This is a genomic window from Streptosporangium becharense, from assembly GCF_014204985.1.
GTDB classification, from domain to species: Bacteria; Actinomycetota; Actinomycetes; order Streptosporangiales; family Streptosporangiaceae; genus Streptosporangium; species Streptosporangium becharense.
Map to the genome: position 1 here is coordinate 3,261,265 of NZ_JACHMP010000001.1, position 23,972 is coordinate 3,285,236.

General features: G+C 71.5%; 19 protein-coding genes. 11 read left to right on the plus strand and 8 right to left on the minus strand.

Annotated features, from left to right (window positions below; genetic code table 11):
* The first annotated feature begins 130 nt into the window (after window positions 1-130).
* The 4 genes from F4562_RS14025 (at window position 131) to F4562_RS14040 (ending at window position 3,492) form a co-directional block, all read left to right on the plus strand.
* On the plus strand, window positions 131-949 hold the full coding sequence (locus tag F4562_RS14025) for an inositol monophosphatase family protein (RefSeq protein WP_184537864.1): 819 nt from the start codon (window positions 131-133) through the stop codon (window positions 947-949).
* Window positions 950-1,200: 251 nt separating this feature from the next.
* Window positions 1,201-1,938 carry an STAS domain-containing protein gene (locus F4562_RS14030; RefSeq protein ID WP_184537862.1) on the plus strand — a complete coding sequence of 246 codons (738 nt, stop codon included), beginning with the start codon at window positions 1,201-1,203 and terminating at the stop codon, window positions 1,936-1,938.
* 147 nt (window positions 1,939-2,085) lie between these two features.
* Window positions 2,086-2,790 (plus strand): hypothetical protein, encoded by a 705-nt coding sequence (locus F4562_RS14035; RefSeq protein WP_184537860.1) that lies wholly within the window; start codon window positions 2,086-2,088, stop codon window positions 2,788-2,790.
* Between the two features lie 51 nt (window positions 2,791-2,841).
* Window positions 2,842-3,492, plus strand: a complete 651-nt coding sequence (locus tag F4562_RS14040; protein WP_184537858.1) for a thymidylate synthase family protein — start codon at window positions 2,842-2,844, stop codon at window positions 3,490-3,492.
* 139 nt (window positions 3,493-3,631) lie between these two features.
* Here F4562_RS14040 and F4562_RS14045 read toward each other — a convergent pair whose 3' ends face one another.
* The 3 genes from F4562_RS14045 to F4562_RS14055 form a co-directional block, all read right to left on the minus strand.
* The gene (locus F4562_RS14045) at window positions 3,632-5,860 is read right to left on the minus strand and encodes a heavy metal translocating P-type ATPase (protein WP_375782458.1); all 2,229 of its coding nucleotides are present in this window, start codon (window positions 5,858-5,860) and stop codon (window positions 3,632-3,634) included.
* 167 nt (window positions 5,861-6,027) lie between these two features.
* Complete coding sequence (locus tag F4562_RS14050; protein ID WP_184537854.1) at window positions 6,028-7,113, minus strand: DUF8832 domain-containing protein; 1,086 nt, start codon at window positions 7,111-7,113, stop codon at window positions 6,028-6,030.
* Window positions 7,114-7,415: 302 nt separating this feature from the next.
* Window positions 7,416-10,046 carry a GcvT family protein gene (locus F4562_RS14055; RefSeq protein WP_184537852.1) on the minus strand — a complete coding sequence of 877 codons (2,631 nt, stop codon included), beginning with the start codon at window positions 10,044-10,046 and terminating at the stop codon, window positions 7,416-7,418.
* 75 nt (window positions 10,047-10,121) lie between these two features.
* Here F4562_RS14055 and F4562_RS14060 point away from each other — a divergent pair, with 75 nt between their 5' ends.
* Together F4562_RS14060 and F4562_RS14065 are read left to right on the plus strand one after the other, a co-directional pair.
* Complete coding sequence (locus F4562_RS14060) at window positions 10,122-11,075, plus strand: choline kinase family protein (RefSeq protein ID WP_184537850.1); 954 nt, start codon at window positions 10,122-10,124, stop codon at window positions 11,073-11,075.
* Window positions 11,072-12,616 carry an amino acid permease gene (locus F4562_RS14065; protein WP_184537848.1) on the plus strand — a complete coding sequence of 515 codons (1,545 nt, stop codon included), beginning with the start codon at window positions 11,072-11,074 and terminating at the stop codon, window positions 12,614-12,616. Before F4562_RS14060 ends, F4562_RS14065 begins: the two co-directional genes overlap by 4 nt.
* A gap of 41 nt (window positions 12,617-12,657) precedes the next feature.
* On the opposite strand, the gene lipB is transcribed toward F4562_RS14065, so the two are convergent.
* Both lipB and F4562_RS36320 read right to left on the minus strand, forming a co-directional pair.
* The gene (gene lipB, locus F4562_RS14070) at window positions 12,658-13,296 is read right to left on the minus strand and encodes a lipoyl(octanoyl) transferase LipB (protein ID WP_184537846.1); all 639 of its coding nucleotides are present in this window, start codon (window positions 13,294-13,296) and stop codon (window positions 12,658-12,660) included.
* A 49-nt stretch (window positions 13,297-13,345) separates the two neighbouring features.
* Window positions 13,346-13,534: a PspC domain-containing protein gene (locus F4562_RS36320; RefSeq protein ID WP_311733809.1), complete on the minus strand. Its 189-nt coding sequence runs from the start codon at window positions 13,532-13,534 to the stop codon at window positions 13,346-13,348.
* Between the two features lie 215 nt (window positions 13,535-13,749).
* Between F4562_RS36320 and F4562_RS14080 the strand changes: the two genes are divergently transcribed.
* The 4 genes from F4562_RS14080 to F4562_RS14095 all read left to right on the plus strand — a co-directional run bounded on the left by F4562_RS14080 (window position 13,750) and on the right by F4562_RS14095 (window position 19,336).
* Complete coding sequence (locus F4562_RS14080) at window positions 13,750-15,318, plus strand: M28 family metallopeptidase (RefSeq protein WP_184537842.1); 1,569 nt, start codon at window positions 13,750-13,752, stop codon at window positions 15,316-15,318.
* A gap of 130 nt (window positions 15,319-15,448) precedes the next feature.
* Window positions 15,449-16,954: a M20/M25/M40 family metallo-hydrolase gene (locus tag F4562_RS14085; protein WP_311733808.1), complete on the plus strand. Its 1,506-nt coding sequence runs from the start codon at window positions 15,449-15,451 to the stop codon at window positions 16,952-16,954.
* A 392-nt stretch (window positions 16,955-17,346) separates the two neighbouring features.
* Complete coding sequence (locus F4562_RS14090; protein ID WP_184537838.1) at window positions 17,347-18,309, plus strand: M28 family metallopeptidase; 963 nt, start codon at window positions 17,347-17,349, stop codon at window positions 18,307-18,309.
* Window positions 18,310-18,496: 187 nt separating this feature from the next.
* Window positions 18,497-19,336, plus strand: a complete 840-nt coding sequence (locus tag F4562_RS14095) for an undecaprenyl-diphosphate phosphatase (RefSeq protein ID WP_311733807.1) — start codon at window positions 18,497-18,499, stop codon at window positions 19,334-19,336.
* 87 nt (window positions 19,337-19,423) lie between these two features.
* Here the strand turns inward: F4562_RS14095 and F4562_RS14100 are convergent, their stop codons facing one another.
* The 3 genes from F4562_RS14100 to F4562_RS14110 form a co-directional block, all read right to left on the minus strand.
* On the minus strand, window positions 19,424-19,660 hold the full coding sequence (locus F4562_RS14100; RefSeq protein ID WP_184537836.1) for a hypothetical protein: 237 nt from the start codon (window positions 19,658-19,660) through the stop codon (window positions 19,424-19,426).
* On the minus strand, window positions 19,657-20,385 hold the full coding sequence (locus tag F4562_RS14105; RefSeq protein WP_184537834.1) for a hypothetical protein: 729 nt from the start codon (window positions 20,383-20,385) through the stop codon (window positions 19,657-19,659). Before F4562_RS14105 ends, F4562_RS14100 begins: the two co-directional genes overlap by 4 nt.
* A 233-nt stretch (window positions 20,386-20,618) precedes the next feature.
* Window positions 20,619-21,239 carry a hypothetical protein gene (locus tag F4562_RS14110; protein WP_184537833.1) on the minus strand — a complete coding sequence of 207 codons (621 nt, stop codon included), beginning with the start codon at window positions 21,237-21,239 and terminating at the stop codon, window positions 20,619-20,621.
* Window positions 21,240-21,416: 177 nt separating this feature from the next.
* Here F4562_RS14110 and hrpB point away from each other — a divergent pair, with 177 nt between their 5' ends.
* Entirely contained in the window at window positions 21,417-23,966 is a 2,550-nt protein-coding gene (gene hrpB / locus F4562_RS14115) for an ATP-dependent helicase HrpB (protein WP_184537831.1), read from the plus strand.
* The last annotated feature ends 6 nt before the right edge of the window (window positions 23,967-23,972 follow it).

Genomic DNA, 23,972 nt, shown 5'->3' on the forward strand with positions numbered 1-23,972 from the left:
CCGGTCCCGCCGGGGTCGCGGACGCGGTGGCGCCTCCGCGATCCCGGGAACGACCCCGCCCCTTCGGGACGAGACGGGAACGGCTCCGGCTCCGGGGAACAAGACAAGACTTCTGGTTTATTCTGCGCACATGGTGATCGCGGACGAGGAATTGGCTCTTATGGCGGCACAGGCGGGAGCCGCTGTCGTGCACACCATGTACGGTGCGTCGCTGACACGCTTCGAGAAAGCCGCGGGTGACTTCGCCACGGCCGCGGACATCGAGGCGGAAAAGGCCATCCTCGACGTCATCCGCGCTGCTCGGCCGGACGACGCCGTGACGGGTGAGGAGAGCGGACGCACCGGACCGGACAGCGCGGAGCGCAGGTGGCTGGTCGATCCCCTGTGCGGCACGCTGAACTACGCCGCGCGCAACATGCTCGTCGCGGTGAACGTCGCCCTGCGCACGGGCTCCGACATCACGGGCTCCGGCATCACAGCGGCGGCCTGCGCCGACCCGTTCGCCGACGAGGTGTTCTGGACCGACGGCGCTCACGCGTACGTCCGCCGCGGCGGCGTGGACGAGCGGCTCGCGCCGTCGCCCGATTCGCGGCTGGTGGACGTCAACCTCGATCCGCCGTTCCCGAACGGACCGGCATTCCGGGCTTCCCGCCTCCTCGACGACCAGGGGTTCATCGAGCGGTTCCGCCCGCGTGTCGTCTCCACCACCCTGGCAGTGGCATGGGTCGCCGCCGGTCGGCGTGCCGCGTACGTCACCGACGGCCATCTGCGGGACAGCGTGCACTTCGCCGCTGGGATCGCGCTGTGCCGGGCCGCTGGATGCGTGGTGACCGGCCTCCAGGGTCAGCCACTGCACACCGGCGCGGGCGGACTCGTCGTGGCGGCCGACCGGGAGACGCACACCGCGTTGCTGGAGCTCATCGGCAACCAGCTCCCGTCCGATCGTTAGCCTGCGCGCTCCCCGTCACCGCTCCGGGGAACATGCGGCGTCCTGGAGTTCCGCCCGGTTCCCGGCGGCCCGGACGAGAGGAAACAGCACCAGTACACTGGAGTTCTCTGCCATCCCGGGCTGCCAGATCGCCGCACCTGGTAGGACGGAGGGAACGCCCGCCCTGTGAACCGCGGGTCGAAGGAGTCTCCATGCCACCCGAAGGTGCGAATGCGCTTTCCATCTCGTCCGGTTTGCACGAAACCGCCATTGTGATCCGCGCGAGTGGCGATCTCGACTACGACTACGCACCGATATTCCGGCAGGAGCTGACCGCTATCTGGGGTCTGGACGGTGACGCTCCGCCTCCACCTCCGCTCCATGCCCCCTCGCAGCTCCCGCCGGTCGAAGCCGCCTTCTCCGTACCGGCCCCGTTCTCCTCGGTGATCCCCTCCTCTCCTGCCGGGCGTCCTTCGCCACTCTCAGCGGAGAGCCTCCCCCAGTCCGGTCCGGAGTCTCCGCTCACCCACCTCGCCTCCGAGCCCCCCTCCTCACCGCTCGACCCGGCGACCTCGTCCTCCCTGTTCTCCCCGGAGGTTCCGCTACCGGCGGAGAGCCTGCCTCCCGGTGTGGCCGTGTCTCCGGCGTCTCCGGCGGTCCCGCTCCCGGCTGCCGGGAGTCCGGCGACGTCCCCGGGTGTCCTGGCCACATCCGGTACGACGTCCCCGGGTGTCCAGGCCCCGTCCGGTAAGGCCCCTCTGCCCGGTCACGCGCCGCGGGTCATCCTCGACCTCACGGAGCTCACCTTCTGCGACTCCACCGGCCTGGCGGAACTGCTGTGGACTCTGCGCCGCAGCCAGCAGGCCGGGATGCACCTGATCCTGGTCGGGCCGAGCCGGACGCTCTGCCACATGCTGGCCACCACCGGTCTCCTGCCCTTCTTCACGCTGGCCGCCTCGCTGGAGGAGGCGCTGGAGGGGACGGGGGCCGACCCCGCGGAAGCGCGGTGACGGGCCGCCTGCTCGCGGGTTCCCATGCGCCGAGGGACGCCCTCGGAGAGGTTCTGATACGCATGTCGGTGAAAAGCACTCATTAGCCTGACAACTGCGTCAATATCTTCTTACCTGGGAAGTCCACTACCTCGAAAGTGGGTCCCGATGCGGAAGATGTCGCCGCGGACGAGCGCGGAATCGCTGCCCAAGACGCCGGACGTGCCGCCCGTGGAGCCCAGGGAGTTCCTCGCCCTCGTCTCCGTGGACTTCACCGGGACCTACCAGGTCTACCTGGCGGCCAAGGACGAGCGCATCAAGATGACGCGGCTGTCCATGAGCCTGCTCGCCGCGCCGTTCGCCGCGGCGATCGCGCTTGCCAGCTCGAAGGTGGTCAACCCGGTCGCACTGACCACCTGGCACAGCGTGCCCTGGTACCTGTTCGCGACCATCGCCGGATTCGGGCTGCTCAGCGTGGTTCCGTTCCTGCGGTTGATCGAGGCGGTCAACGCGCACATGAGGACTGCCCGCGCGCTCAACAACTTCCGCCTGCTCTACGCGGTGCACCTCAAGGACCACTTCTCGGCGCTCGGCTGGACACCCAACCTCCCGGTCGACCCCCGCTACCCGGAGACGTACGCGCCGCTGGCCTGGCCGGGGATCAACGTGATGATGCTGGCCCTGGTCAACAGCGCCTACATCGCGACGGGCGTGGTCGGCCTGGTCGGCGCCCGGCCCGACGCGGCGCTGCTGCTGGTGATCATCGGGCTGATCTCACTGGTCCACTACTTCCTCTACTACGTCCGCGCCAACGTCTCCCGGCAGCGGCGGCTCCCACACAACCCCTTCCATTTCCCCAACGTGGAGACCTGAATGCCCGACTACCTCAGATTCGCGTCTTGTGGGGAGACGTGGATCTGGCTGATGCGACACGTGCGAGACAACGGCGGACCCGCCCTGGACGACCGGGGTCCGATCATCGAGGCACCGGCGGTGCTGTTCGAGATCACCTGCCTGGCCTGGGACGATCCGGTGCTGAAATGCTACGGGGACCCGGGGAAGATCCCGCTGTACTCCGGCAAGTTCAGCGAGCGGGCGGTCATCCCGCCGTTCAAGTACAGCTACGGCGGGCGGCTCCGTCAGCTCCTCGGTGTCGACCAGCTCGGCTGGATCGCCGACGTGCTGCGGGCCAAGCCGTACTCCAAGAGCGGCTGGATCTCCCTCACCGTCCCCGGTGAGTCGCCGGACGCGGTGCCCTGTCTGACCAGCCTGGCCTTCCGGCTCCGCGCCGGGCGGCTGGCGATGACCGCCGCCTTCCGGTCGCAGAACGCGTTCACCGCCTATCTGAACTATGTGCCGCTGCGGAGTATCCAGACGGAGGTCGCGGACGGCCTCACGGTGGGGTGCGGGTCGATGCGGGTCTTCGTCGACGTGCCGCACATCTACGCCGCGGACGAGGGGACGGTCGAGGAGATCCTCCGGCTGTCGGAGCGCGACGGGCTCGGGGAGGGAGAACCGGTATCGGGCCCCGCCCTCCGATCCGGGCGGGGCCTTGACCGGCTCCGCCCGGACTGAGCACCCGGCGCTCCGAGATCTCGGCACCCCGGAGGTCGGGCCCCGGGGCTCCGGGCTTCGGGACCCGAGCCCCGGGCTTCGGCACTCCGGAGTCCGGGCACCGAGCCCCGGAGCGTGAGGCCCGAGGCCCGGGGTCGTCTCAGCCGAAGCGGCGGAGCCGGAGGCTGTTGCCGACCACGAAGACCGAGGAGAACGCCATCGCGGCTCCGGCGATCATCGGGGTGAGCAGGCCGAACGCGGCCAGCGGCAGGGCGGCCACGTTGTAGGCGAAGGCCCAGAACAGATTGCCCTTGATGGTGCGCAACGTCCGGCGCGACAGCCGGATCGCGTCGGCGGCCACTCTCAGGTCACCACGGACCAGGGTCAGGTCGGACGCCTCGATCGCGACGTCGGTGCCGGTGCCCATCGCCATGCCGAGGTCGGCCTGGGCGAGCGCGGCGGCGTCGTTGACCCCGTCGCCCACCATGGCCACCTTGCGGCCTTCGGCCTGGAGCCGCTTGACGACGTCCACCTTGTCGGCGGGCAGTACGTCGGCGATGACCTCGTCGATCCCGACGGCGTCGGCGACCGTGCGGGCTACCGCCTCGTTGTCACCGGTCAGCAGGACCGGTCGCAGGCCGAGCCCGCGCAGCCGCCGGATCGCCTCGGCCGAGGTCGGCTTGATCTCGTCGGCGACGGTGAGCACCGCGCGCGCCCGGCCGTCCCAGCCGACCGCGACGGCGGTCTCCCCGCGTGCTCTGGCGCCTTCCAGCTCGGTCTCCAGCTCGGCGGGCAGGTGCTGCGACCACTCGGCGAGCAGCTGGGGGCGGCCGACCAGGACCGCGTGCCCCTCTACGATGCCCTGCACACCGAGCCCTTCGACGTTGGCGAAGTCCTCCACCTTGGCCGGTGACGCGGCGGCACGGGCGACGGCCCGGGCGATCGGGTGTTCTGAGGCCGACTCCAGCGCTCCGGCGAGCCGGAGCACCTCGGCGCGGTCTTCGCCCGGGGCGGTGAAGACGTCCTTGAGGGTCATCGTGCCCGAGGTGACGGTGCCGGTCTTGTCCAGCACGACGGTGTCGACGCCGTGGGTCGACTCCAGCGCCTCGGGGCCCTTGATGAGGATGCCGAGTTGGGCTCCTCGGCCGGTGCCGACCATCAGCGCGGTCGGCGTGGCCAGGCCCAGGGCACACGGGCAGGCGATGATCAGCACCGCCACGGCGGCGGTGAAGGCGGCGGCGGTGCCGGAACCGGTGCCGAGCCAGAAGCCGAGGGTGGCGACGGACAGGGCGATCACGATCGGCACGAAGATCCCGGAGATCCGGTCGGCCAGCCGCTGCACGGCGGCCTTGCCGTTCTGGGCCTCCTCCACCAGCCTGGCCATCTGGGCGAGCTGGGTGTCGGAACCGACTCGGGTGGCCCTGACCACCAGACGTCCTCCGGCGTTCACGGTCGCCCCGGTCACGGGGTCGCCCGGACGCACCTCGACCGGTACCGACTCGCCGGTCAGCATGGAGGCGTCCACGGCGGAGGAGCCCTCCTCGACCACGCCGTCGGTCGCGATCTTCTCCCCGGGCCGGACCACGAAGCGGTCGCCGACCTTGAGCCTCTCGATCGGGACGAGCTCACCGGAGGTGAGCGTGACCTCCTTGGCGCCCATCGACAGCAGCGCGCGGAGCGCGGCGCCCGCGCGGCGCTTGGAGCGGGCCTCGAAGTAACGTCCCGCCAGGATGAAGGCGGTCACCCCGGCGGCGGCCTCGAAGTAGATGTTGCCCGAGCCGTCGCCCCTGGACAGGGTGAACTCGAAGCCGTGCCGCATGCCGGGCTCGCCGGCGGTGCCGAGGAACAGTGCCCACAACGACCAGGCGAAGGCGGCGATCGTGCCGAGCGAGACCAGGGTGTCCATGGTCGCGGCGCCGTGGCGCAGGTTCGTCCAGGCGGCCCGGTGGAAGGGCCAGCCGCCGTAGACCACGACGGGCCCGGCCAGGGCCAGCGAGAGCCACTGCCAGTTGTCGAACTGCAACGCCGGGACCATCGCCATCGCGATGACCGGTGCCGCCAGCACGACGGAGGTGATCAGACGCTGCCTGAGCGGGGCGAGCTCGTCGCGTTCCCGCGTCTCCCCGTCCGCCTCGCCGCCCCCGGGGAGCGGCGGGACGGGCAGCTCGGCGGTGTAACCGGCCTTCTCCACCTCGGCGACCAGGTCCTCCGGGGTGAGGTCTCCGGGGTAGGTGACCTTCGCCTTCTCCGTGGCGTAGTTGACGGTCGCGGTCACGCCGTCCAGCTTGTTGAGTTTGCGTTCGATGCGAGCGGCGCAGGAGGCACACGTCATGCCGCCGATGGCGATCTCGATCTCGCCGCCGCCGGCGGGCGGCCCGGTGGTGGTCATGGACGTCATAGCCTCTCCTCGTGCCTTGTCTATCACCGTGCGCGACCGGGGGCCGCAGGGGGTGACGGTCGGGGGGTGAACGGCGCGGGCCGTCATCCGGGTCCGGGGTGTCCGGGTGAACGCCCCTCTCCCGATGGAACACCAAACCCCCATGGGGTATTTCTCCGTCAGTGGGTGTGCCCGTCGGAGCCGTGGTCTCCGGCGTCCTCCCCGTCCGAGCCGTGGCCTGCGGTGTCCTGCTCGTCGGCACCCTGGTCTCCGGTGTCCTGCCCGCCCGGGGCGTGGTCTCCGCCGCCGTGGCCGTCCGTGGGGGCGGGAGCCGGAGTGGCGCCGTTCCCCACCTCGGATCCCCCGGCCACGCCCGGCGCGGCGACCGCGGTGAACTCGGCGGTGTGCACGGTGCCGGCATGCTGGAAGTCCAGGAAGAGCCGGTACGTCCCCGCACTGGGCACCTCGGCGTAGAAGGTGATCCCGGGGCCGGAGGCGGTGCGGCCGTCACCGGGCTCGCCGTCCGGGTGCACGTGCAGGTAAGCGAGATCACCGTCGCGCAGCGCGACCAGGTGCCCGTACGCGCCGAGGTAGGGCTGCAGGTCGGTGACCGGCCTGCCGTCCTCGGCGACCGTGAGAGTGAGCCTGCTCGCCCTGCCCGGGACGAGGTCTCCGGCCAGGGTGACGGTGTAGTCACCGGCCTTCGCGGTCCGGGCGGGAACGGCCCGCGGCTCCGGACGGTAGTCGCCCGCCGCCGACAGATCCATGCCCAGGGTCATGCCGCCCGCCCCCACCGGCGCGAAGTCGGCGAACGCGCGGTACTCCCCCGCGGCGGGGAGCGTCAGGGGGACCGACCAGACCCCGCCCCCCGACTCGGTGGGATGCAGGTGCTGGAAGCCCGTCAGGTCGCGGCGGACCACGATGAAGTGCAGCTTCTTCTCGTGCTGGGGGGTGAACCGGGTGACCGGGCGGCCGTCGGGGCCGATCACCGAGAAGCGGAAGTCGCCCCGCTCCCCCACCTTGACCTGGTCGGTCTCGGGCCGGAGCGTGTATCCCCCCTGGGAGATCTGGAGACCGCCGGGCACGACCTCCCGGTCGGCTCCCGTGGGGGCGGTCGCGGCGGCCTCGCCCCGGTGGCCCGCGCCGTGAGGGGCCTCGACCGCCACCTCGCCGATCGGGCCCACCGCCCGCCCCGCCCCCAGGGCCCCGCCGAACACCACGGCCAACCCCAGAGCGTACGCGCCTACCTTTGTCGCGCCGTTCATCTTCCCCTCCTTCATACCCTAAGGGGGTATTTTGTCGCTCGACCACAGTGCCACAGAACCACTCCTCATGCAACCCCGGGGGGGTATGTACGCTCTCGGGGCATCCCTCGGTGCGGCCCGGGACGAGATTCGGGACCCGGGCCCCCGCACTCCCGGGACGGCGATCACGGATCGTTGTCCGGCGACGACGAGGAGGGGCCCGCAGCGAACCGGCCAAAGCACGCACGGACGTCCGCACGGTGAACGACATGCCGATCATCCGGTCGGCGCCGCCGCCCGCGGAGCGACGCCCACCCGGGCCGTCAGGACGGCAGACGGCGGACGCGCTCGCCGGCCGGGTCGTACAGGGGCTCGGCGGCGACGGCGGCGCCCGTCCAGACGCCGGTGACGCCGACCTCGACGCGGTCGCCGGGGACGGTGTCCGCGGGCAGGTAGGCGTAGGCGATCGAGCGGTCGACGCGGTGGCCGTACCCGCCGCTGGTCACCCGCGAGGCGGGCCGGCCGCCGACGCGGACCGGTTCGCCGCCGAGGCACACCTGGCGGGGGTCGTCCAGGACCAGGCAGAACAGGAGCCGGGCGGGCGGTCCGGCGTCCCGGAGGGCGAGGCGGCCGAGGAAGTCCTTGTCGCGGGCGACCGCGAAACCCAGGCCGGCCTCGTGGGGGGTGGTCTCCGGGGTGATGTCCAGACCCCAGACGCGGTAGCCCTTCTCCAGGCGCATCGCGTCGATCGCGCGGTACCCGGCCGGCCGCATCCCGTACGGGGTGCCCGCCTCGACGAGCGTGTCCCACAGCGTCAGCCCGTACTCCGACGGGCAGTACAGCTCCCAGCCGAACTCGCCGACGAACGTCACCCGCTGGGCCAGCACCGGGACGTTGCCGACGCTGATCTCCCGGGCCTTCAGGTAGCCGAAGGTCAGGTCGTCACCGGAGACCGAGCCGAGGATGTCGAGCGCCCGTGGGCCCCACAGGCAGTAGCAGGCGTGGGCGGAGGTGACGTCACGGACGTCGAGGCCCTGGCCGCGGAGCCAGGCGGCGTCGTGGACGCCGGAGGCGGTCCCGGTGACCAGGCGAAAGCGGTCTTCGGCCAGGCGGGTGACCGTCAGGTCGGCCTCGATGCCGCCGCGGCCGTTGAGGAGCTGGGTGTAGACGACCGAGCCCACCGGCCGGTCGAGCCGCCCGGCGCACGCCCGCTGCAGCCCCGCCAGGGCGCCGGGGCCCGCGACCTCCAGCTTGGCGAAGGAGGTCTGGTCGAACAGGCCGGCCGTGTCCCGGGTGGCCAGGCACTCCCGGCGGACGGCCGGGGACCAGATCCGGCCCGCCCACCCGGCCGGCCGGACGCCGTACCCCGCGGCACCGGGGGCGGCGGCGGGAGCGCCGGGGGCGGAGCGGGCGGCATCAAATCGGGCGGCATCGGAGGAGACGACGTCGGAGCGGGCGGGAGCGTCGAGGGTTGCGAGACCATCGGGGGCGGCACCGTCAGGGGCGGGACCGTCAGGGGTTGCGAGACCATCGGGGGCGGCACCGTCAGGGGCGGGACCGTCAGGGGTTGCGAGACCGTCAGAGGCGGCACCGTCAGGGGCGTTGGACTCGAACCAGTTGACCCGCTCCCAGCCCGCCTTCTCGCCGAACACGGCCCTCAGTTCCGCGTGCCGCACCCACGCCGGGGAACGGCGCAGTGGCCGGGCAGCGGTGCGCTCCTCCCCCGGGTAGACGATGTCGTAGTACTTCGAGTAGGAGTCCAGCGCCTTGGCGCGGGCCCACGAGGCGGAGCGGGCGTGGCCGCCGAAGCGACGCAGGTCCATGCCGGACACGTCGTACTCGGGCGAGCCGTCCGTGATCCACTCGGCCATGACCTTGCCCACGCCGCCGGCCGCGGCCAGGCCGTGGACGCAGAACCCGGCCGCCGCCCAGAGGCCGCGCACCGCGGTCTCACCGAGCAGGAACTCGCCGTCGGGGGTGAACGCCTCCGGGCCGTGGACGACCTTCACGATCTCGGTACGGGCCAGCGCGGGGACTCGTCGCACCGCCGAATTCCATGATTCCCGAAATTTCGGCATATCCGCAGGAAAGAGAATGCGAGGCTCGGCAAGCGGCGTGACCGTATCCCATATTTCCGGATTTCGGATATACCCGCCGACCAGAATTCCGCCGCCCTCCTCACGGAAGTAGACAATGTTGTCCGGGTCCCTGACCGTGGGCATAGACGGGGAGACATCGAAAGGCTGGGTGACCACATATTGGTGCTTTATCGGCACAACGGGGATGTCCACCCCGGCCATTCGCCCGACCGTCCCGCTGGCGGCTCCCGCCGCGACGACCACGGTCTCCGACCGGACCCGCCACTCCTCGCCCGCCGTCACGAGCCGGACACCGGAGATCGCACCGTTCGTCACGTCGAGCCCCGTCACGCGGGCGCCGGTGAAGATCCGCACGCCCAGCTTCCGCGCACCCGCGGCCAACGCCCTGCCCAGCAGCGCCGGGTCGAGCCAGCCGTCACCGGGCAGCCAGAGCGCGGCCCGCACGTCGTCGGTGTGGAGCAGGGGGAGCGACTGCCCGGCCTCCGCGCCGGAGAGCACCGCGAGATCCAGGCCGTAGGTCTCGGCGGCCCCGGCCAGCCGAAGCGACTCCTCCACCCGCTCGGGCGTGGTCGCCAGGCGGAGTCCGCCGACCCCGCGCCAGCCCGGATCGAGCCCGGTGAGCTCGGCCAGTTCGGGATAGAGACCGGCCGAATACATGATCATCTTGGTCTGGGTCACGGTGGAGCGGAGCTGACCCACGAACCCGGCCGAGTGCCAGGTGGTCCCCTCGGTGAGCTCGTGCTGCTCGACCAGGACGACCTCGTTCCAGCCGAGCCTCGCCAGATGGTAGGCGACGCCGGCACCGGCCACCCCGCCGCCGATCACGACGGCCCGCGCGGAGCTGGGAAGTTCCACGATCTGCGACCCCTCCGTACCGGCCTGTCCGCCGGAGCGGACCGATGATCCGAAGGTAAGCCAAGGGAGTTCGGCATGCCAGACGCTCTGCGGGATGTCCGCGAATGGGCCGGCCAGCCCGTGACGGAGACTCCGATCAAAGGCGGGCTGAGTCACCGGATCGCCCGGCTGGACGCCGCCGACGGGCAGAGATGGCTGCTGCGCGTGCTCGACCCGCGCGTCTCGGCGGCCGGGCTGGGCATCCCGCTGGAGCAGGAGATCGCCAACACCGTCCGCGCGGCCGACGCCGGGGTAGGCCCGAGGGTGTTGCACCGGATGCCCGGCGCGCTGCTGCTGGAGTATCTCGACGGCGTCACCCTCGACGCGGACGCGGTGCGGGCCCTCCCTGAGCCTGTGGCGTCCGCCTGCCGCCGCCTGCACGCCGGGCCCCGATTCGTCAACGACTTCTCGATCTTCCGCAAGCTCGGCGAGTTCCTCGCCCTCTGCCGCGTCCACGGGCTGAGCGTCCCCCGCGGGTACGAGGACCGCCTGCCCTCGGCGGCGGAGATCGAACGGGCGCTGGCGGCCGACCCGCTGCCCACGGTGCCGTGCCACAACGACCTGCTACCGCAGAACTTCATCCGATGCGGCCGGCAGGTGAGGATCGTCGACTACCAGCTCTCCGGAAACAACGACCCCGCCTTCGAGCTGGGCGACATCGCCGCGGAGGCGGACTACGACCCGGACCTGACCGACCGGCTGAGCCGGGCCTACTTCGGCGGGGACGAACCGCGCCTCACCTCACGCGTCCGGCTCAACCTGATCATGTCCAACCTGACCTGGACCCTCTGGTTCGCCGTGCACCACGGGCTGCTGAGGGAACAGGCGGCCGACGCCGACTTCGACTACGACGCCGAGGCGGCGGACAAGTTCGCCCAGGCCGCGCGCGACCTGGACGATCCCGGATTCGGGCGGCTCATCGACGACGTCCGGGGCCGCGCACCCCGGATCCCCCACCCCCCGCACCACCATGCAAGGAGGCTTGCGTGACCAGGCCACTGACGACCGACGACGACGCGAAACGGCTCGCCGAGCTCGGATACAGGCAGGAGCTCTCCCGGACCTGGAGCGGCTTCTCCAACTTCGCCATCTCCTTCTCGATCATCTCGATCCTGGCCGGCTGTTTCACCACCTTCAGTCAGGCATGGAACAACGGCGGCCCCGTCGCGATCTCCTGGGGATGGCCACTGATCTCGATCTTCATTTTGATCATCGGTCTCTGCATGTCGGAGCTGGTCTCGGCCTACCCGACGGCCGGCGGCATCTACTGGTGGGCGGCGAAGATGGGCCGGCCGGTCCACGGCTGGTTCACCGGGTGGTTCAACCTCATCGGCCTGGTCGCGGTGACGGCCTCCGTCGACTACGGCTGCGCGACGTTCATGAACATCACCCTCAACCGGTTCCTCCCGGGATGGGAGCCCAGCCTGACCAACGCGTTCGTCCTGTTCGCGGTCATCCTCGTCCTGCACGCGTTGATCAACATCTTCAGCCACCGGCTGATCTCCGTGTTGCAGAACGTCTCGGTGTGGTGGCACGTGTTCGGCGCCGCGGTCGTCGTGCTGATTTTGGTCTTCGGCCCCGACGAGCACCAGTCGATGTCGTTCGTCTTCACCGAGACGATCAACAACTCCGGCTTCCCGGACTCGTCCTACTGGTTCTACGTGCTGCCGCTCGGCTTCCTGCTGACCCAGTACACGATCACCGGCTTCGACGCGTGCGCGCACGTCTCGGAGGAGACCCGGGGGGCGTCCACCGCCGCCGCCCGGGGCCTGTGGCAGTCGATCTTCTACTCGGCGATCGGCGGCTGGATCCTGCTGCTGGCCTTCCTGTTCGCCGCCACCGACGTGGAGGCCGTCAACGACGCGGACGGCTTCGTCGGCGCGATCTTCGACAGCGCGCTCCCCGGCAACCTGGCCACCGCGATCTTCACGATCTCCACCATCGGCCAGTTCTTCTGCGGTATGAGCTGCGTGACCTCCATGTCCCGGATGACCTACGCGTTCTCCCGCGACGGGGCCGTCCCGGGCTGGCGGCTGTGGTCGAAAGTCGACCGCAACCGGACCCCGGTCAATGCGATCGTCTTCGGCTGCGCCGCGGCGCTGGTCCTCACCCTCCCGGCCCTGTACGAGGCTCCGGACGGGCTGCCACTGGCCTTCTACGCGGTGGTCTCGGTGGCGGTCATCGGCCTGTACATCGCCTTCGCGATCCCGATCTGGCTCCGGCTGCGGATGGGCGACGCCTTCCGGCCCGGTCCCTGGACACTGGGTACGAAGTACAAGGTCATGTGCTGGATCGCGCTCGTCGAGATCGTCATCGTGTCGGTCTACTTCGTCATGCCGCTGGTCCCCGCGGCGGTGCCGTTCGGCGCGGACTTCACCTGGACCGCGGTGAACTACTCCCCGATCGTGGTCGGTGTGATGGTGCTGGGCGTGGGGCTGTGGTGGGCTCTGTCGGCCCGGTACTGGTTCACCGGGCCGCGGCGCACGATCGAGGAGGTCGACGCGGCCGACGAGAACGAGCCGGTCGGCTGACCCGCTCCCGGCGGCCGGCGGGGATCCGCCGGCCGCCGCGCTCAGCTCGCCTCGAACGCCTCCGCCACCACCGGCCGGACCTGATCCATGGACGCGACGGCGGGAGCCTCCCGCTGGAGCGAGGTCATGTCGACCTCGGGCATGCCGCAGGGCACCGCCCAGTTCCACGGGGTCAGATCGCCGTCGACGTTGAGGGCGAACCCGTGGCTGGTCACGCCGCGGCTCTGCCGCATGCCGATCGAAACGATCTTGCGGCCCGTCTCGCGCGTCCAGACACCGGTCAGCAGCTCCGAGCCCGGCGGGGTGTCGCGTCGCTCGGCCGGCACCCCCATCGTCTCCAGCGCGCGGACGAGCCGGAGCTCGACCTCGCGGACGTAGTCGACGATGCCCTCGTCCTCGCCGAGCTTGACGATCAGATACCCGACGAGCTGACCGGGGCCGTGGTAGGTGAGCTGCCCGCCGCGGCCCGTGTTCACGACCGGGATGCCGCGGGACGGGTCGGGCAGGTGCTCCTGCGGGGTGCGCCGGCCCACGGTGTAGACCTGCGGGTGGCTGAGCAGCCACAGCGTGTCGGGGCGCTCGTCACGCTGCCGCTGACCGACCAGGTCGGTCATCTGCTCCATTGCCTTCTCGTAGTCGACCAGGTCGTCCTGGACCAGGGACAGGGGACGTTGCCTCATGTCCACAGCTTATTTTCCGCGGCGGACCGCGGGCGCCCCGGGGACGGTCTCAGTAGCGGGCCGCGGCGGGCGCCTTGGGGATGAGGATCCACATGAGCACGTAGGCCACCCAGAGCGGCCCGGGGATGAGGGAGAGCAGCAGCCACAGCACCCGGACGACCGTGGGCGACCAGCCGAGGCTCTCCGCGATTCCACCGCAGACGCCGGCGACTATCTTGTGATTCCTGGATCGGTGCACTTCGTTCCCTCCCGAATCTGTGTTCTTCGTCAGGTCAAACGAATGGCCGACAAAGACGCGTTCCCCCGGTGACCCTGAGAAAACCCTGACAGGGTCGGGCTTCATAACTATTCGCGTATCTCCTCGCCGTGGGCCCTAGGCGACACGGATTGATCACGGTACGTTCCGCGTGTACGTAAACAGGGGCCCCTGCCCGTTCCACCGCAAGGAGCGTTATGCGCCCGACGTTACGACGCAGCATGGTCCGGGCCGCCGCCCTGGCCGCGGCCGTTTCCCTCCCTCTCACCTTCACCGCATCCGCGGGCGCGGCGACCACCGCACCGGACGTCCCCGACGTTCTCGCGAACGTGGTCGCCGGTCAGGTCAAGGGCAAGAACGTCAAGAAGCATCTGGACGAGTTCCTGAAGATAGCCGAGGCCAACGGGGGCAACCGTGCCGCGGGCACCCCCGGGTACGACGCCTCCCTCGCCTACGTACAGGGCAAGCTGCGCAAGGCCGGCTACCGGACCTCCACCACCGACGTGGAGTTCCCCGTCAGTTGGGAGGAGCTCAGCCCGCCGGTCCTCGAGCAGAAGACACCCGAGGCGAAGACCTACGCCACGCCGGCCGACTTCGTGACCGTCGCCCACTCCTCCGGCGGCGACGTGACCGCCCAGATCCAGGTCGTCGACGCGGTCATCCCGGTGCCCTCCACCCCGAACACCTCGACCGCGGGCTGCGAGGCGTCCGACTTCGCCGGGTTCGTCCCCGGGCGGATCGCACTGATCCAGCGCGGCACCTGCGCGTTCGTCGACAAGGCCACCAACGCCAAGGCGGCCGGCGCGGCCGGTGTCATCTTCTTCAACGAGGGCCAGCCGGGTCGTACCGACCCGTTCGTCTTCGACATCGTCGAGTGGCGCTTCGGTTTCCCGATCGTGTTCGCCAGCACCGCCGTCGGCCTGGACCTGGCCGACAGCCCGGGCACCACCGTCCGCCTGAAGGTGGACGCCAAGACCACGGTCGGCCGGACCAGGAACCTGATCGCCGAGTCCCGCTGGGGCAGGCCCGGCGAGGTCGTGATGGTCGGCGCCCACCTCGACAGCGTGCCCGAGGGAGCCGGCATCAACGACAACGGCTCCGGCAGCGCCGCCATCCTGGAGACCGCGCTGAAGCTGGCGCACGTACCCACCAAGAACAGGCTGCGCTTCGCCTGGTGGGGCGCCGAGGAGCTGGGCCTGCTCGGCTCGGAGCAGTACGTCGCGGGCCTGTCGCAGGCCGAGCGGGACAGGATCAGGCTCTACCTGAACTTCGACATGGTCGCCTCCCCGAACGATGTGACCTTCCTCTACGACGGTGACGACTCCGACGGCGAGGGTGCCCCCGCCGGGCCCGCCGGTTCCGCCGAGATCGAGAAGCGCCTGGAGCGCTTCTACACCAAGCGCGGTCTCGGCTTCGAGGGCACGGACTTCACCGGCCGCTCCGACTACGGTGCGTTCATCGCCAACGGCATCCCGGCCGGCGGCATCTTCACCGGCGCCGAGGGGATCAAGACGCCCGAGCAGGCCGCCAGGTTCGGCGGGACCGCCGGCGTCGCCTACGACCCCTGCTACCACTCCGCCTGCGACGGCATCGACAACATCAACGCCGCCGCGCTCGACCGCAACTCCAAGGCCATCGGCTACGCCACCGCGTTCTACGCCTACGACCTGTCGTCCATCCCCGACCGCGACGCCGCCACCGCCGCGAAGACCGCCGCAGGGACCGCCGCGCCGGTCACGCCGGCTCACGGGGAGGCGGCCCGCTGATCCGCGGCGGCCGGACGGAGGATCCTCTCGCCGGCCGCACGGCCGCGAAGCGCACCACCACGCTGTACGGCGCGCACCCGCCCCGGGTGCGCGCCGCTCGGGGGACCCCACCCCTCCCAACCCGAGGAGCATGATGCGCAGTCTGTGGACAACGGGCATGGCGGCGATCCTGGCCATCCCGCTGGCGTTCACCGCCCCGGCAGCGTCGGCCGCCGTCCCACCGGACATCTCGCTGACCGCCGTGAAGGCACACCTCACCCAGTTGCAGTCCATCGCCACCGCCAACGGCGGCAACCGCGCCCACGGCCGCCCGGGGTACCTGGCCTCGGCGAACTACGTCAAGAATCTGCTGGACGGCGCCGGGTTCACCACCACTCTGCAGTCGTTCACCTACAACGGCGCCACCGGCTACAACGTCATCGCCGACTGGCCGGGCGGTGATCCGAACGACGTGCTCATGGTCGGCGCCCACCTCGACAGCGTGACCGCCGGGCCCGGCATCAACGACAACGGCACCGGCAGCGCCGCGATCCTGGAGACCGCGCTGGAGGTCGCCCGCCAAGGGCTGGCGCCTTCCAAGCATCTGCGCTTCGCCTGGTGGGGCGCCGAGGAGCTGGGCCTGCGCGGGTCGCAGTACTACGTGAACAACCTCCCCGCCGCCGAGCGGTCCAAGGTCAAGGGATACCTGAACTTCGACATGGTCGGCTCGCCCAACCCCGGCTACTTCGTCTACGACGGCGACAACTCCGACGGTGTGGGCTCGGGGCCCGGCCCGGCCGGATCGGCGCAGCTGGAGGCGACGCTCCAGGCGTACTTCACCTCGATCGGCGTCCCCACCAGGGGCACCGACTTCGACGGCCGCTCCGACTACGGGCCGTTCATCAACGTCGGCATCCCGGCCGGCGGCACGTTCACCGGCGCCGAGGGGATCAAGAGCAGCGCGCAGGCCACCCTGTGGGGCGGCACGGCGGGCCAGGCGTTCGACCCGTGCTACCACCGGGCGTGTGACACCATCTCCAACGTCAGCGACACCGCGCTGGACCGCAACGCCGACGCGATCGCCTACGCCGTGTGGACCATCGCCACCGCCACGCCCCCGGCGGTCGTCTGGCAGGACACCTTCGAGACGGCGACCGGCTGGACGACGAACCCGTCGGGCACCGACACCGCCACCGCCGGCCAGTGGGAGCGCGGTGACCCCGAGGCCACCTCCTCCAGCGGCGCCAAGCAGCTCGGCACCACCGTCAGCGGCAGCAACGACCTGGTCACCGGCCGCCTGGCGGGCTCGGCGGCGGGCGACCACGACCTCGACGGCGGCGTCACCAGCGTCCGCTCCCCGGCCATCACCCTGCCGGCGAGCGGGACGCTCAGGCTGGGCTTCTCCTGGTACCTGGCGCACGGTTCCAACGCCTCCAGCGCCGACTACCTGCGGGTCAAGGTGGTCGGCTCCACCACCACCCAGGTTTTCCAGCAGCTCGGCTCGGCCGCCAACCGCAACGGCGCCTGGGCCGCGGCCGGCGTGGACGTCTCCGCCTTCGCCGGGCAGAGCGTCCGCGTCCTCGTCGAGGCCGCCGACGCCTCCGGCGCCTCGCTGGTCGAGGCCGGCATCGACGACGTCACCATCACCCGGCAGTGAGCAGGCGATGAACGGACGGTGATCCGGCGGCGGGGCCGCGGGATCCCCGGAGCGGGTACGGACACGGTCCGTGCCCGCTCTCCGGCCGGCGGGCCCGGTTCCACACGGGTGGCGCGTCCCCCCGCCGTCACGGCCCTGGCCGTCACGGTCGTTGACCGTCGCGGTCGCTGACCGTCACGGCCCCGGCCGTCGCGGTCGTTGCCCCAGGGGGGCGTCACGGGTGCGTCCAGGGGCGGCACGGGCGTGTTCCCGGGCCGTCAGCGGATTCTCCGGACGATTCCGCGAGTGGCCCCGTAACATCCCCATCGGCCGGTTTTGTACTGACCCCGACCGGCTCCCGGGTCCGTGCCGAGTTTCCGGCCGCCCCGCTCCCTCCCCGTCCGAGGAGTTCGATGCGCCACCTTCGCACTGCGGGCACGATCGTCGCCCTGGCCCTCCCCCTGTCCCTCACCCTCGTCCCGGCCGTCCAAGCGGCACCCGCCGCGCCGGACGTATCCGTCAAGCGGGTCAAGGCCCATCTGGCCGCCCTGCAGGACATCGCGGAGCGCAACGGCGGGAACCGGGCCCACGGCACTCCCGGCTACCTCGCCAGCGTCCGTTACATCCAGGGGAAGCTGGAGAAGGCGGGTTTCACGACGAAACTCCAGACGTTCACGTTCGCGGGCGCGACGAGCCACAACCTGATCGCCGACTGGCCGGGCGGCGACCCGGACCAGGTGCTCATGGTCGGCGCCCACCTCGACAGCGTCGCCGAGGGCCCCGGCATCAACGACAACGGCTCCGGCAGCGCCGCCATCCTGGAGACCGCGCTCCAGGTCTCCCGTTCGAAGCTCAAGCCCGGCAAGCACCTGCGCTTCGCGTGGTGGGGCACAGAGGAGGCCGGGCTGGTCGGTTCGTACGCCTACGTCAACAGCCTGTCCCGGGCGGAGCGCTCGAAGATCGCGGGGTACCTGAACTTCGACATGATCGCCTCGCCCAACGCCGGCTACTTCCTCTACGACGGCGACGACTCCGACGGCGAGGGCGAGGGCCCCGGCCCGAAGGGGTCGGCCACCATCGAGAGGGTTCTGCGGGACCACTTCAAGAAGCTCGGCGTGCCCACCCGGGGCACCGACTTCGACGGCCGCTCCGACTACGGGCCGTTCATCGCGATCGGCGTCCCGGCCGGCGGCATCTTCACCGGCGCCGAGGGCCGCAAGACCAAGGCGGAGGCCAGGCTCTGGGGCGGCAAGGCCGGTGCCCCCTACGACCGCTGTTACCACCGGGCCTGCGACACCCTGCGCAACATCGACTCCCGGGCCCTGGCCCGCAACACCGGCGCCATCGTCCACGCCGTCTGGACCCTGTCCCGCTGACGCGCCGGGGCCGCGTTCCGGCTCCGGCGTTCAGCCAGGTGTCACCCTGACTTAAAAAGATCTTCGACAGGACTTCAATCAGAGTTCACCTGGCCGATCATGGCCGGTCAGAAGGGCAATGACGAGGTCACGGGCACCCCAACACTCCGCTAGCCTCGCCTAGGTCACGCATGTGCCGGTACGGAAGGTGTCGAAGTTGATCGGCTGGTTCGAAGCGGTGGTCCTCGGGGTGCTCCAGGGATTGACGGAGTTCCTGCCGATCTCCTCCAGCGCGCACATCCGGGTCGTCTCCGCGCTGCTCGGCTGGGAGGACCCCGGCGCGGCGTTCACCGCGGTGATCCAGCTCGGCACCGAGGCGGCGGTGCTGATCTACTTCCGCAAGGAGATCTGGGAGATCGTCTCCACCTGGACCCGTGCTCTGTGGACCCCCGCCCTGCGCGGCCACCACGCCGCCCGGATGGGCTGGTACGTCATCCTCGGCACGATCCCGATCGTCGTGCTCGGCCTGGCGTTCAAGGACTCCATCGAGAGCGTCTTCCGTGACCTGCGCCTGATCGGCACGACGCTGATCGTCTTCGGTCTGGTCCTCTGGTTCGCCGACCACTCCGCCCGCAACAAGCTCACCCTGGAGAAGCACCTCAACCCCGTCCACGCCCTGCTCTACGGCCTGGCCCAGTCGCTCGCCCTGATCCCCGGCGTCTCCCGCTCCGGCGGCACGATCAGCGCCGGGCTGCTGCTGGACTACCGCCGAGAGGAGGCCGCGAAGTACTCCTTCCTGCTGGCCATCCCGGCCGTGCTCGGCGCAGGCGTCCTGGAGCTGTTCAAGATCGGAGAGCACGGGGCACCCGCCTGGGGACCCACCATCCTGGCCACCGTGATCTCCTTCGTCGTGGGCTACCTGGCGGTCTCGTGGTTCCTGAAGTACATCAGCACCCACCGCTTCACCGGCTTCGTGATCTACCGGATCATCCTGGGCATCGTCATCATCGCCCTGGTCGGCATGGGCGTTCTCGACCCGTCGGCGTAGGGGCCGCGTCCGCCGCCCGGCCCGGGGAGCCCCTTCCCGGCCCGGGAGCCGTCACCCGCCCGGAACGACGCCGGGAATCCCGCCCCCTCACCGGTCGTGGGGCGGCCGGACGTCCCCGGGCTCCGGCGCGTCCCGCCGGGCCCGCAGCCGGGCGGCCTCCCGGTGGGCGGTCGCCACGGCGGCGAACATGGCGGCGACCCCGAGAGCGGCGACGAGCCATGCTCCCACCGGTTCGTCCCATCCCACCGTGGGCAGTCCGAAGATCACCATCGGGAGCGAGAGCGCGGCGACCGTCACCCAGAAGGCCGGTCTGTCAGGTCTCAAAACCCCTCCGTCCATCGGTACCAGGGACCGTGGATGTGCCGGTAGTAGTTCTCCCCGTCCCCATATCCGTCCCTGTTCGCGTCCGGCTTCCCGGCGGGGCTCCAGGTGAAGCCCTCGCGGTTGAGGAACCCCGCCCCCTTCACCAGGAAGGACGCGCCTGCCTCGTGCTGGTGGATCGCCGACACGTGGAACAGCCCGATCCACTGCTCGTCGCGCTCGGGGTGCCTCCCGGCGGCCACCTCGCGCGCCACCCGCTCCAGGCTCGCCTCGGAGAGGCGGAACCGCGCGGTCAGCGGGGCGTCCACGCTGAGGAGTCCGATCACGGCCGCGCTGATCACCGGCGGCACCGCCCAGCGCACCCAGTGCCTGCGCAGGCCCGCCCGGCCGTCGGCGCGCAGCAGCCCCACCACGAAGCGGGACATCCAGACGATCGCGAGGACCAGGGCCAGCAGGCCGCCGAACATCTGCATCAGGAAGTAACCGCCGGGAACGCTCGCGCCGTAGAGCAGCATCAGGCCGGTGAGCGCGAAACCCGGCAGCAGCCACCGGCCCGGGGGACCGACGAGGACCCGGGTGAGCGGCGGCAGGTTCCGGTCCTTCTCCGGCCCGCCGCCCCCACCGGTGTGAGGCGCCTCGGACCCGACCACGCTGGATGACGCGGCCCCGTCCTCTTCCATGCTGGATGACGCGGCCCCGTCCCGAACCCCGTCCGATCGTTCGACCATGTAATGGATTCTGGCGAAACGCACCCCGATTCGGGTGGGAGACATATTACGAAGTGAGGAACCGAGGCCGTGTCCCGGCGTTCACCGCGTCCGCCGCCGGTAGGCGGTCACGGCGGCGGCCCCGGGCGTGATGAGAAGCCGCATTCCCACCGGGTCGTCCCACACCGCCGGAGGCAGCCCGACAACGCCCACCGGGAACGGGAGCACGACCCGGAAGGCGGGCCTGCCCGGTCCTAGAACCCCTGTGCCAACCGGTACCAGGGCCCGTGGACGTGCCAGTAGTGGTTCGTCCCGTCCGGCTCCGGAGGTCCGGCGGGACACCAGGCGAAGCCCTCACCGTAGATCAACCCGGCGTCCTTCACGGTGAAGGACACACCGCCCTCGATCTGCCGGATCTCCCCTATGTGGAACAGCCCGACCCACTGCTCGTCGCGCTCGGGATGCCCGCCGGCGGCCACCTCGCGCGCCACCCGCTCCAGGCTCGCCTCGGAGAGGCGGAACCGCGCGGTCAGGGGGGCGTCCACACCGATGAGTCCGATCACGACCACGCTGATCACCGGCGGCGCCGCCCAGCGCACCCAGTTCCTGCGCAGGCCTGACAGTCCGTCGACGCCGAGCCCCATGACGAAGCGGGTCACCCAGACGATCGCGAGGACCAGGGCCAGCAGACCGCCCAACACCTGCGACAGGAAGTAACCGCCGGGAACGCTCGCACCATAGAGCAACAGCAGGCCGGTGAGCGTGAAACTCGGCAGCAGCAACCAGCTCGGGGGGCCGACGAGGGCTCGGGCCAGCGGCCGCATGCCTCGGGCCCCCTCCGGCGCTGTGAAGCCCTCTTCGCCCGTGCGAGGCATCTCGACTCCCTCTCCTTCCACACGTGATGGCACGGACCTGTCGCGGGCCACGTCCGACACTTCGATCATGTACTGAATTCCGGCGAAGTATGCCTCGATTCGCGTAGGGAGACATATTACGAAGTGGGGAACCGAGGCCGTGTCCCGGCGGGGACCGCGGTCGGGGAGACTGGGCGGGTGCGTTCAGACTGGTCCACCCTGCCCGTCCGTCACGTGCTGCCCGAGTTGCGGGCGGCGCTGGACGAGTGCGGCGTGGCCGTGCTCACCGCCCCTCCCGGCACCGGCAAGACCACTCTCGTCCCGCTCGCGCTGGCCGGGCTGCTGGACGGCTCGGCACCGAGACGGGTGATCGTGACCGAGCCCCGCCGGATGGCGGTGCGGGCGGCGGCGCGGCGGATGGCGTGGCTGCTGGAGTCCGAGGTGGGCGTGGAGATCGGGTTCTCGGTCCGCGGGGAGCGCCGGGCCGGGCCCGCCACGGTCGTCGAGGTCGTCACCACGGGCGTGCTCCTCCAGCGGCTCCAGCGCGACCCGGAACTCGACGGCGTGGACACGGTCCTGCTGGACGAGTGCCACGAGCGCCACCTGGACGCCGACACGGCCATGGCCTTCCTCCTCGACGTGCGTGCCACCCTCCGCCCCGACCTGCGTCTCGTCGCCGCCTCCGCCACGGCCGACGCCCTGCCCTGGGCCGGTCTCCTCGGCTCCTCCGACGCCTCCGGTCCCGCACCGATCGTGCACGCCTCCGGGATCATGCATCCGGTCACCCCCGTCTGGGTGCCACCCGCGCAGGCCGTCGCACCCCCGCACGGCCTGCGGGTCGATCCGGTGTTCCTGGCCCACGTCGCCGCGGTCGTCCGGCGCGCGCTGGCCGAGCACGAGGGGGACGTCCTGTGCTTCCTGCCGGGGGTCGGCGAGATCGGCCGGGTGGCCGCGGCCCTTTCCGATCTCCCCGGTGCCGAGGTGCTGCAGGTGCACGGCCAGGCCCCGGCCCGGGTCCAGGATTCGGTGCTGTCACCCGGCGCGGAGCGCAGGGTGGTGCTCGCCACCTCGATCGCCGAGTCGAGCCTGACCGTGCCGGGTGTCCGGATCGTGGTCGACTCCGGCCTGGCCCGGGAGCCGCGTACCGACCACGCCCGCGGGCTCGGTTCGCTCACCACCGTCCGCTCCTCGCGCGCTTCGGCGACCCAGCGGGCCGGACGGGCGGGCCGCGAGGCGCCGGGCGTGGTGTACCGGTGCTGGTCCGAGGCGGAGCACGGCCGGCTCCCCGAACGTCCCAGGCCCGAGATCGCCTTGGCCGACCTGACCGGCTTCGCGCTCCAGGCCGCCTGCTGGGGTGACCCGGCCGCCACCGGCCTGGCCCTCCTCGACCCGCCGCCGCCCGCCGCGATGGACGCCGCCCGCCGCACCCTGCACGCCCTCGGCGCGCTCGCCCCCTCCGGACGGGTGACGGGCCGGGGGCGGCGAATGGCCGGAGCGGGCGTCCACCCCCGCCTGGCGCGGGCCCTGATCGACGCGGGCCCCGGGGCCGCGGAGGTGGTCGCCCTGCTGTCCGAGCAACTCCCCCGCGACGCGGGTGACGACCTGGTGGCCGTCTGGCGTTCCGTCCGCCGGGGGGACGACGGGTTCGCCGCCCGCTGGCGTCAGGAGACGAGACGCCTGGCCCGGGCCGTCCCGGGCGACCCGGGGGGCGGTGCGGGAAACGGTGCCGCGGGAGACGGCGGCACCGGCGGGCACGCCCGCGCGGGCCGTGACCGCGCGGGTCATGGTGACGACGCGGTGGCCGGGACGGTCGTGGCGCTGGCCTACCCGGAGCGGGTGGCCCGGCGGCGCGGCGGCGCGTATCTGATGGCCTCGGGCACGGCCGCCGAACTGCCACGCGGGTCACGGCTGGGCACGGCCGAATGGCTGGCCGTCGCGGTCGCGGACCGTCCCGCGGGGGCCGCGTCGGCCAGGATCAGGCAGGCGGTGGTGATCGACGAGGAGATCGCGAGGCTGGCCGCCGCTCCGCTGCTCGGCGTCGAGGAGGAGATCTCCTGGCGCGTCCCGCCGGGAGAGCGGCGCGGCGACGTCTCGGCGCGCCGGGTGGAACGGCTGGGCGCCATCGAGCTGTCCGTCGCGGCGCTGCGCGACGCCGACGTGCGGCCCGCCGTCCTCGACGGCCTGCGCACCGAGGGCCCGGCGGTCCTGCGCTGGACGCCCGAGGCCGTCGCTCTCCGCGAGCGCCTGGCCTTCTGCCGTCGCGCGCTCGGCGACCCGTGGCCCGCGACGGACGACGACGCCCTGGTGGAAGCCGCCGACCGCTGGCTGGAGCCGGAGCTGTCACGTGCCCGCCGCCGCGCCGATCTGGAGCGGATCGACGTGGCCGCCGCCCTGGCGCGCCTGGTCCCGTGGAACGCCCGCCTGGTGGAGGTGGCCCCGGAACGGATCGAGGTGCCCAGCGGGTCTCGGATCAGGGTCGACTACTCGGGTGAGCGGCCGGTGCTGGCGGTCAAGGTGCAGGAGCTGTTCGGGTGGGCCGAGGCCCCCCGCGTCGCGGGCGTCCCCCTGCTGATCCACCTGCTCTCCCCCGCGGGCCGCCCGGCGGCCGTCACCGCCGACCTGGCCTCGTTCTGGCGCGACGGCTACCGCGCGGTCCGCGCCGAGCTGCGCGGCCGGTACCCGAAGCATCCCTGGCCCGAGGATCCCCTGTCGGCCGCCGCGACCCGCCGCACCAACCCCCGCCGCTGATCTCCC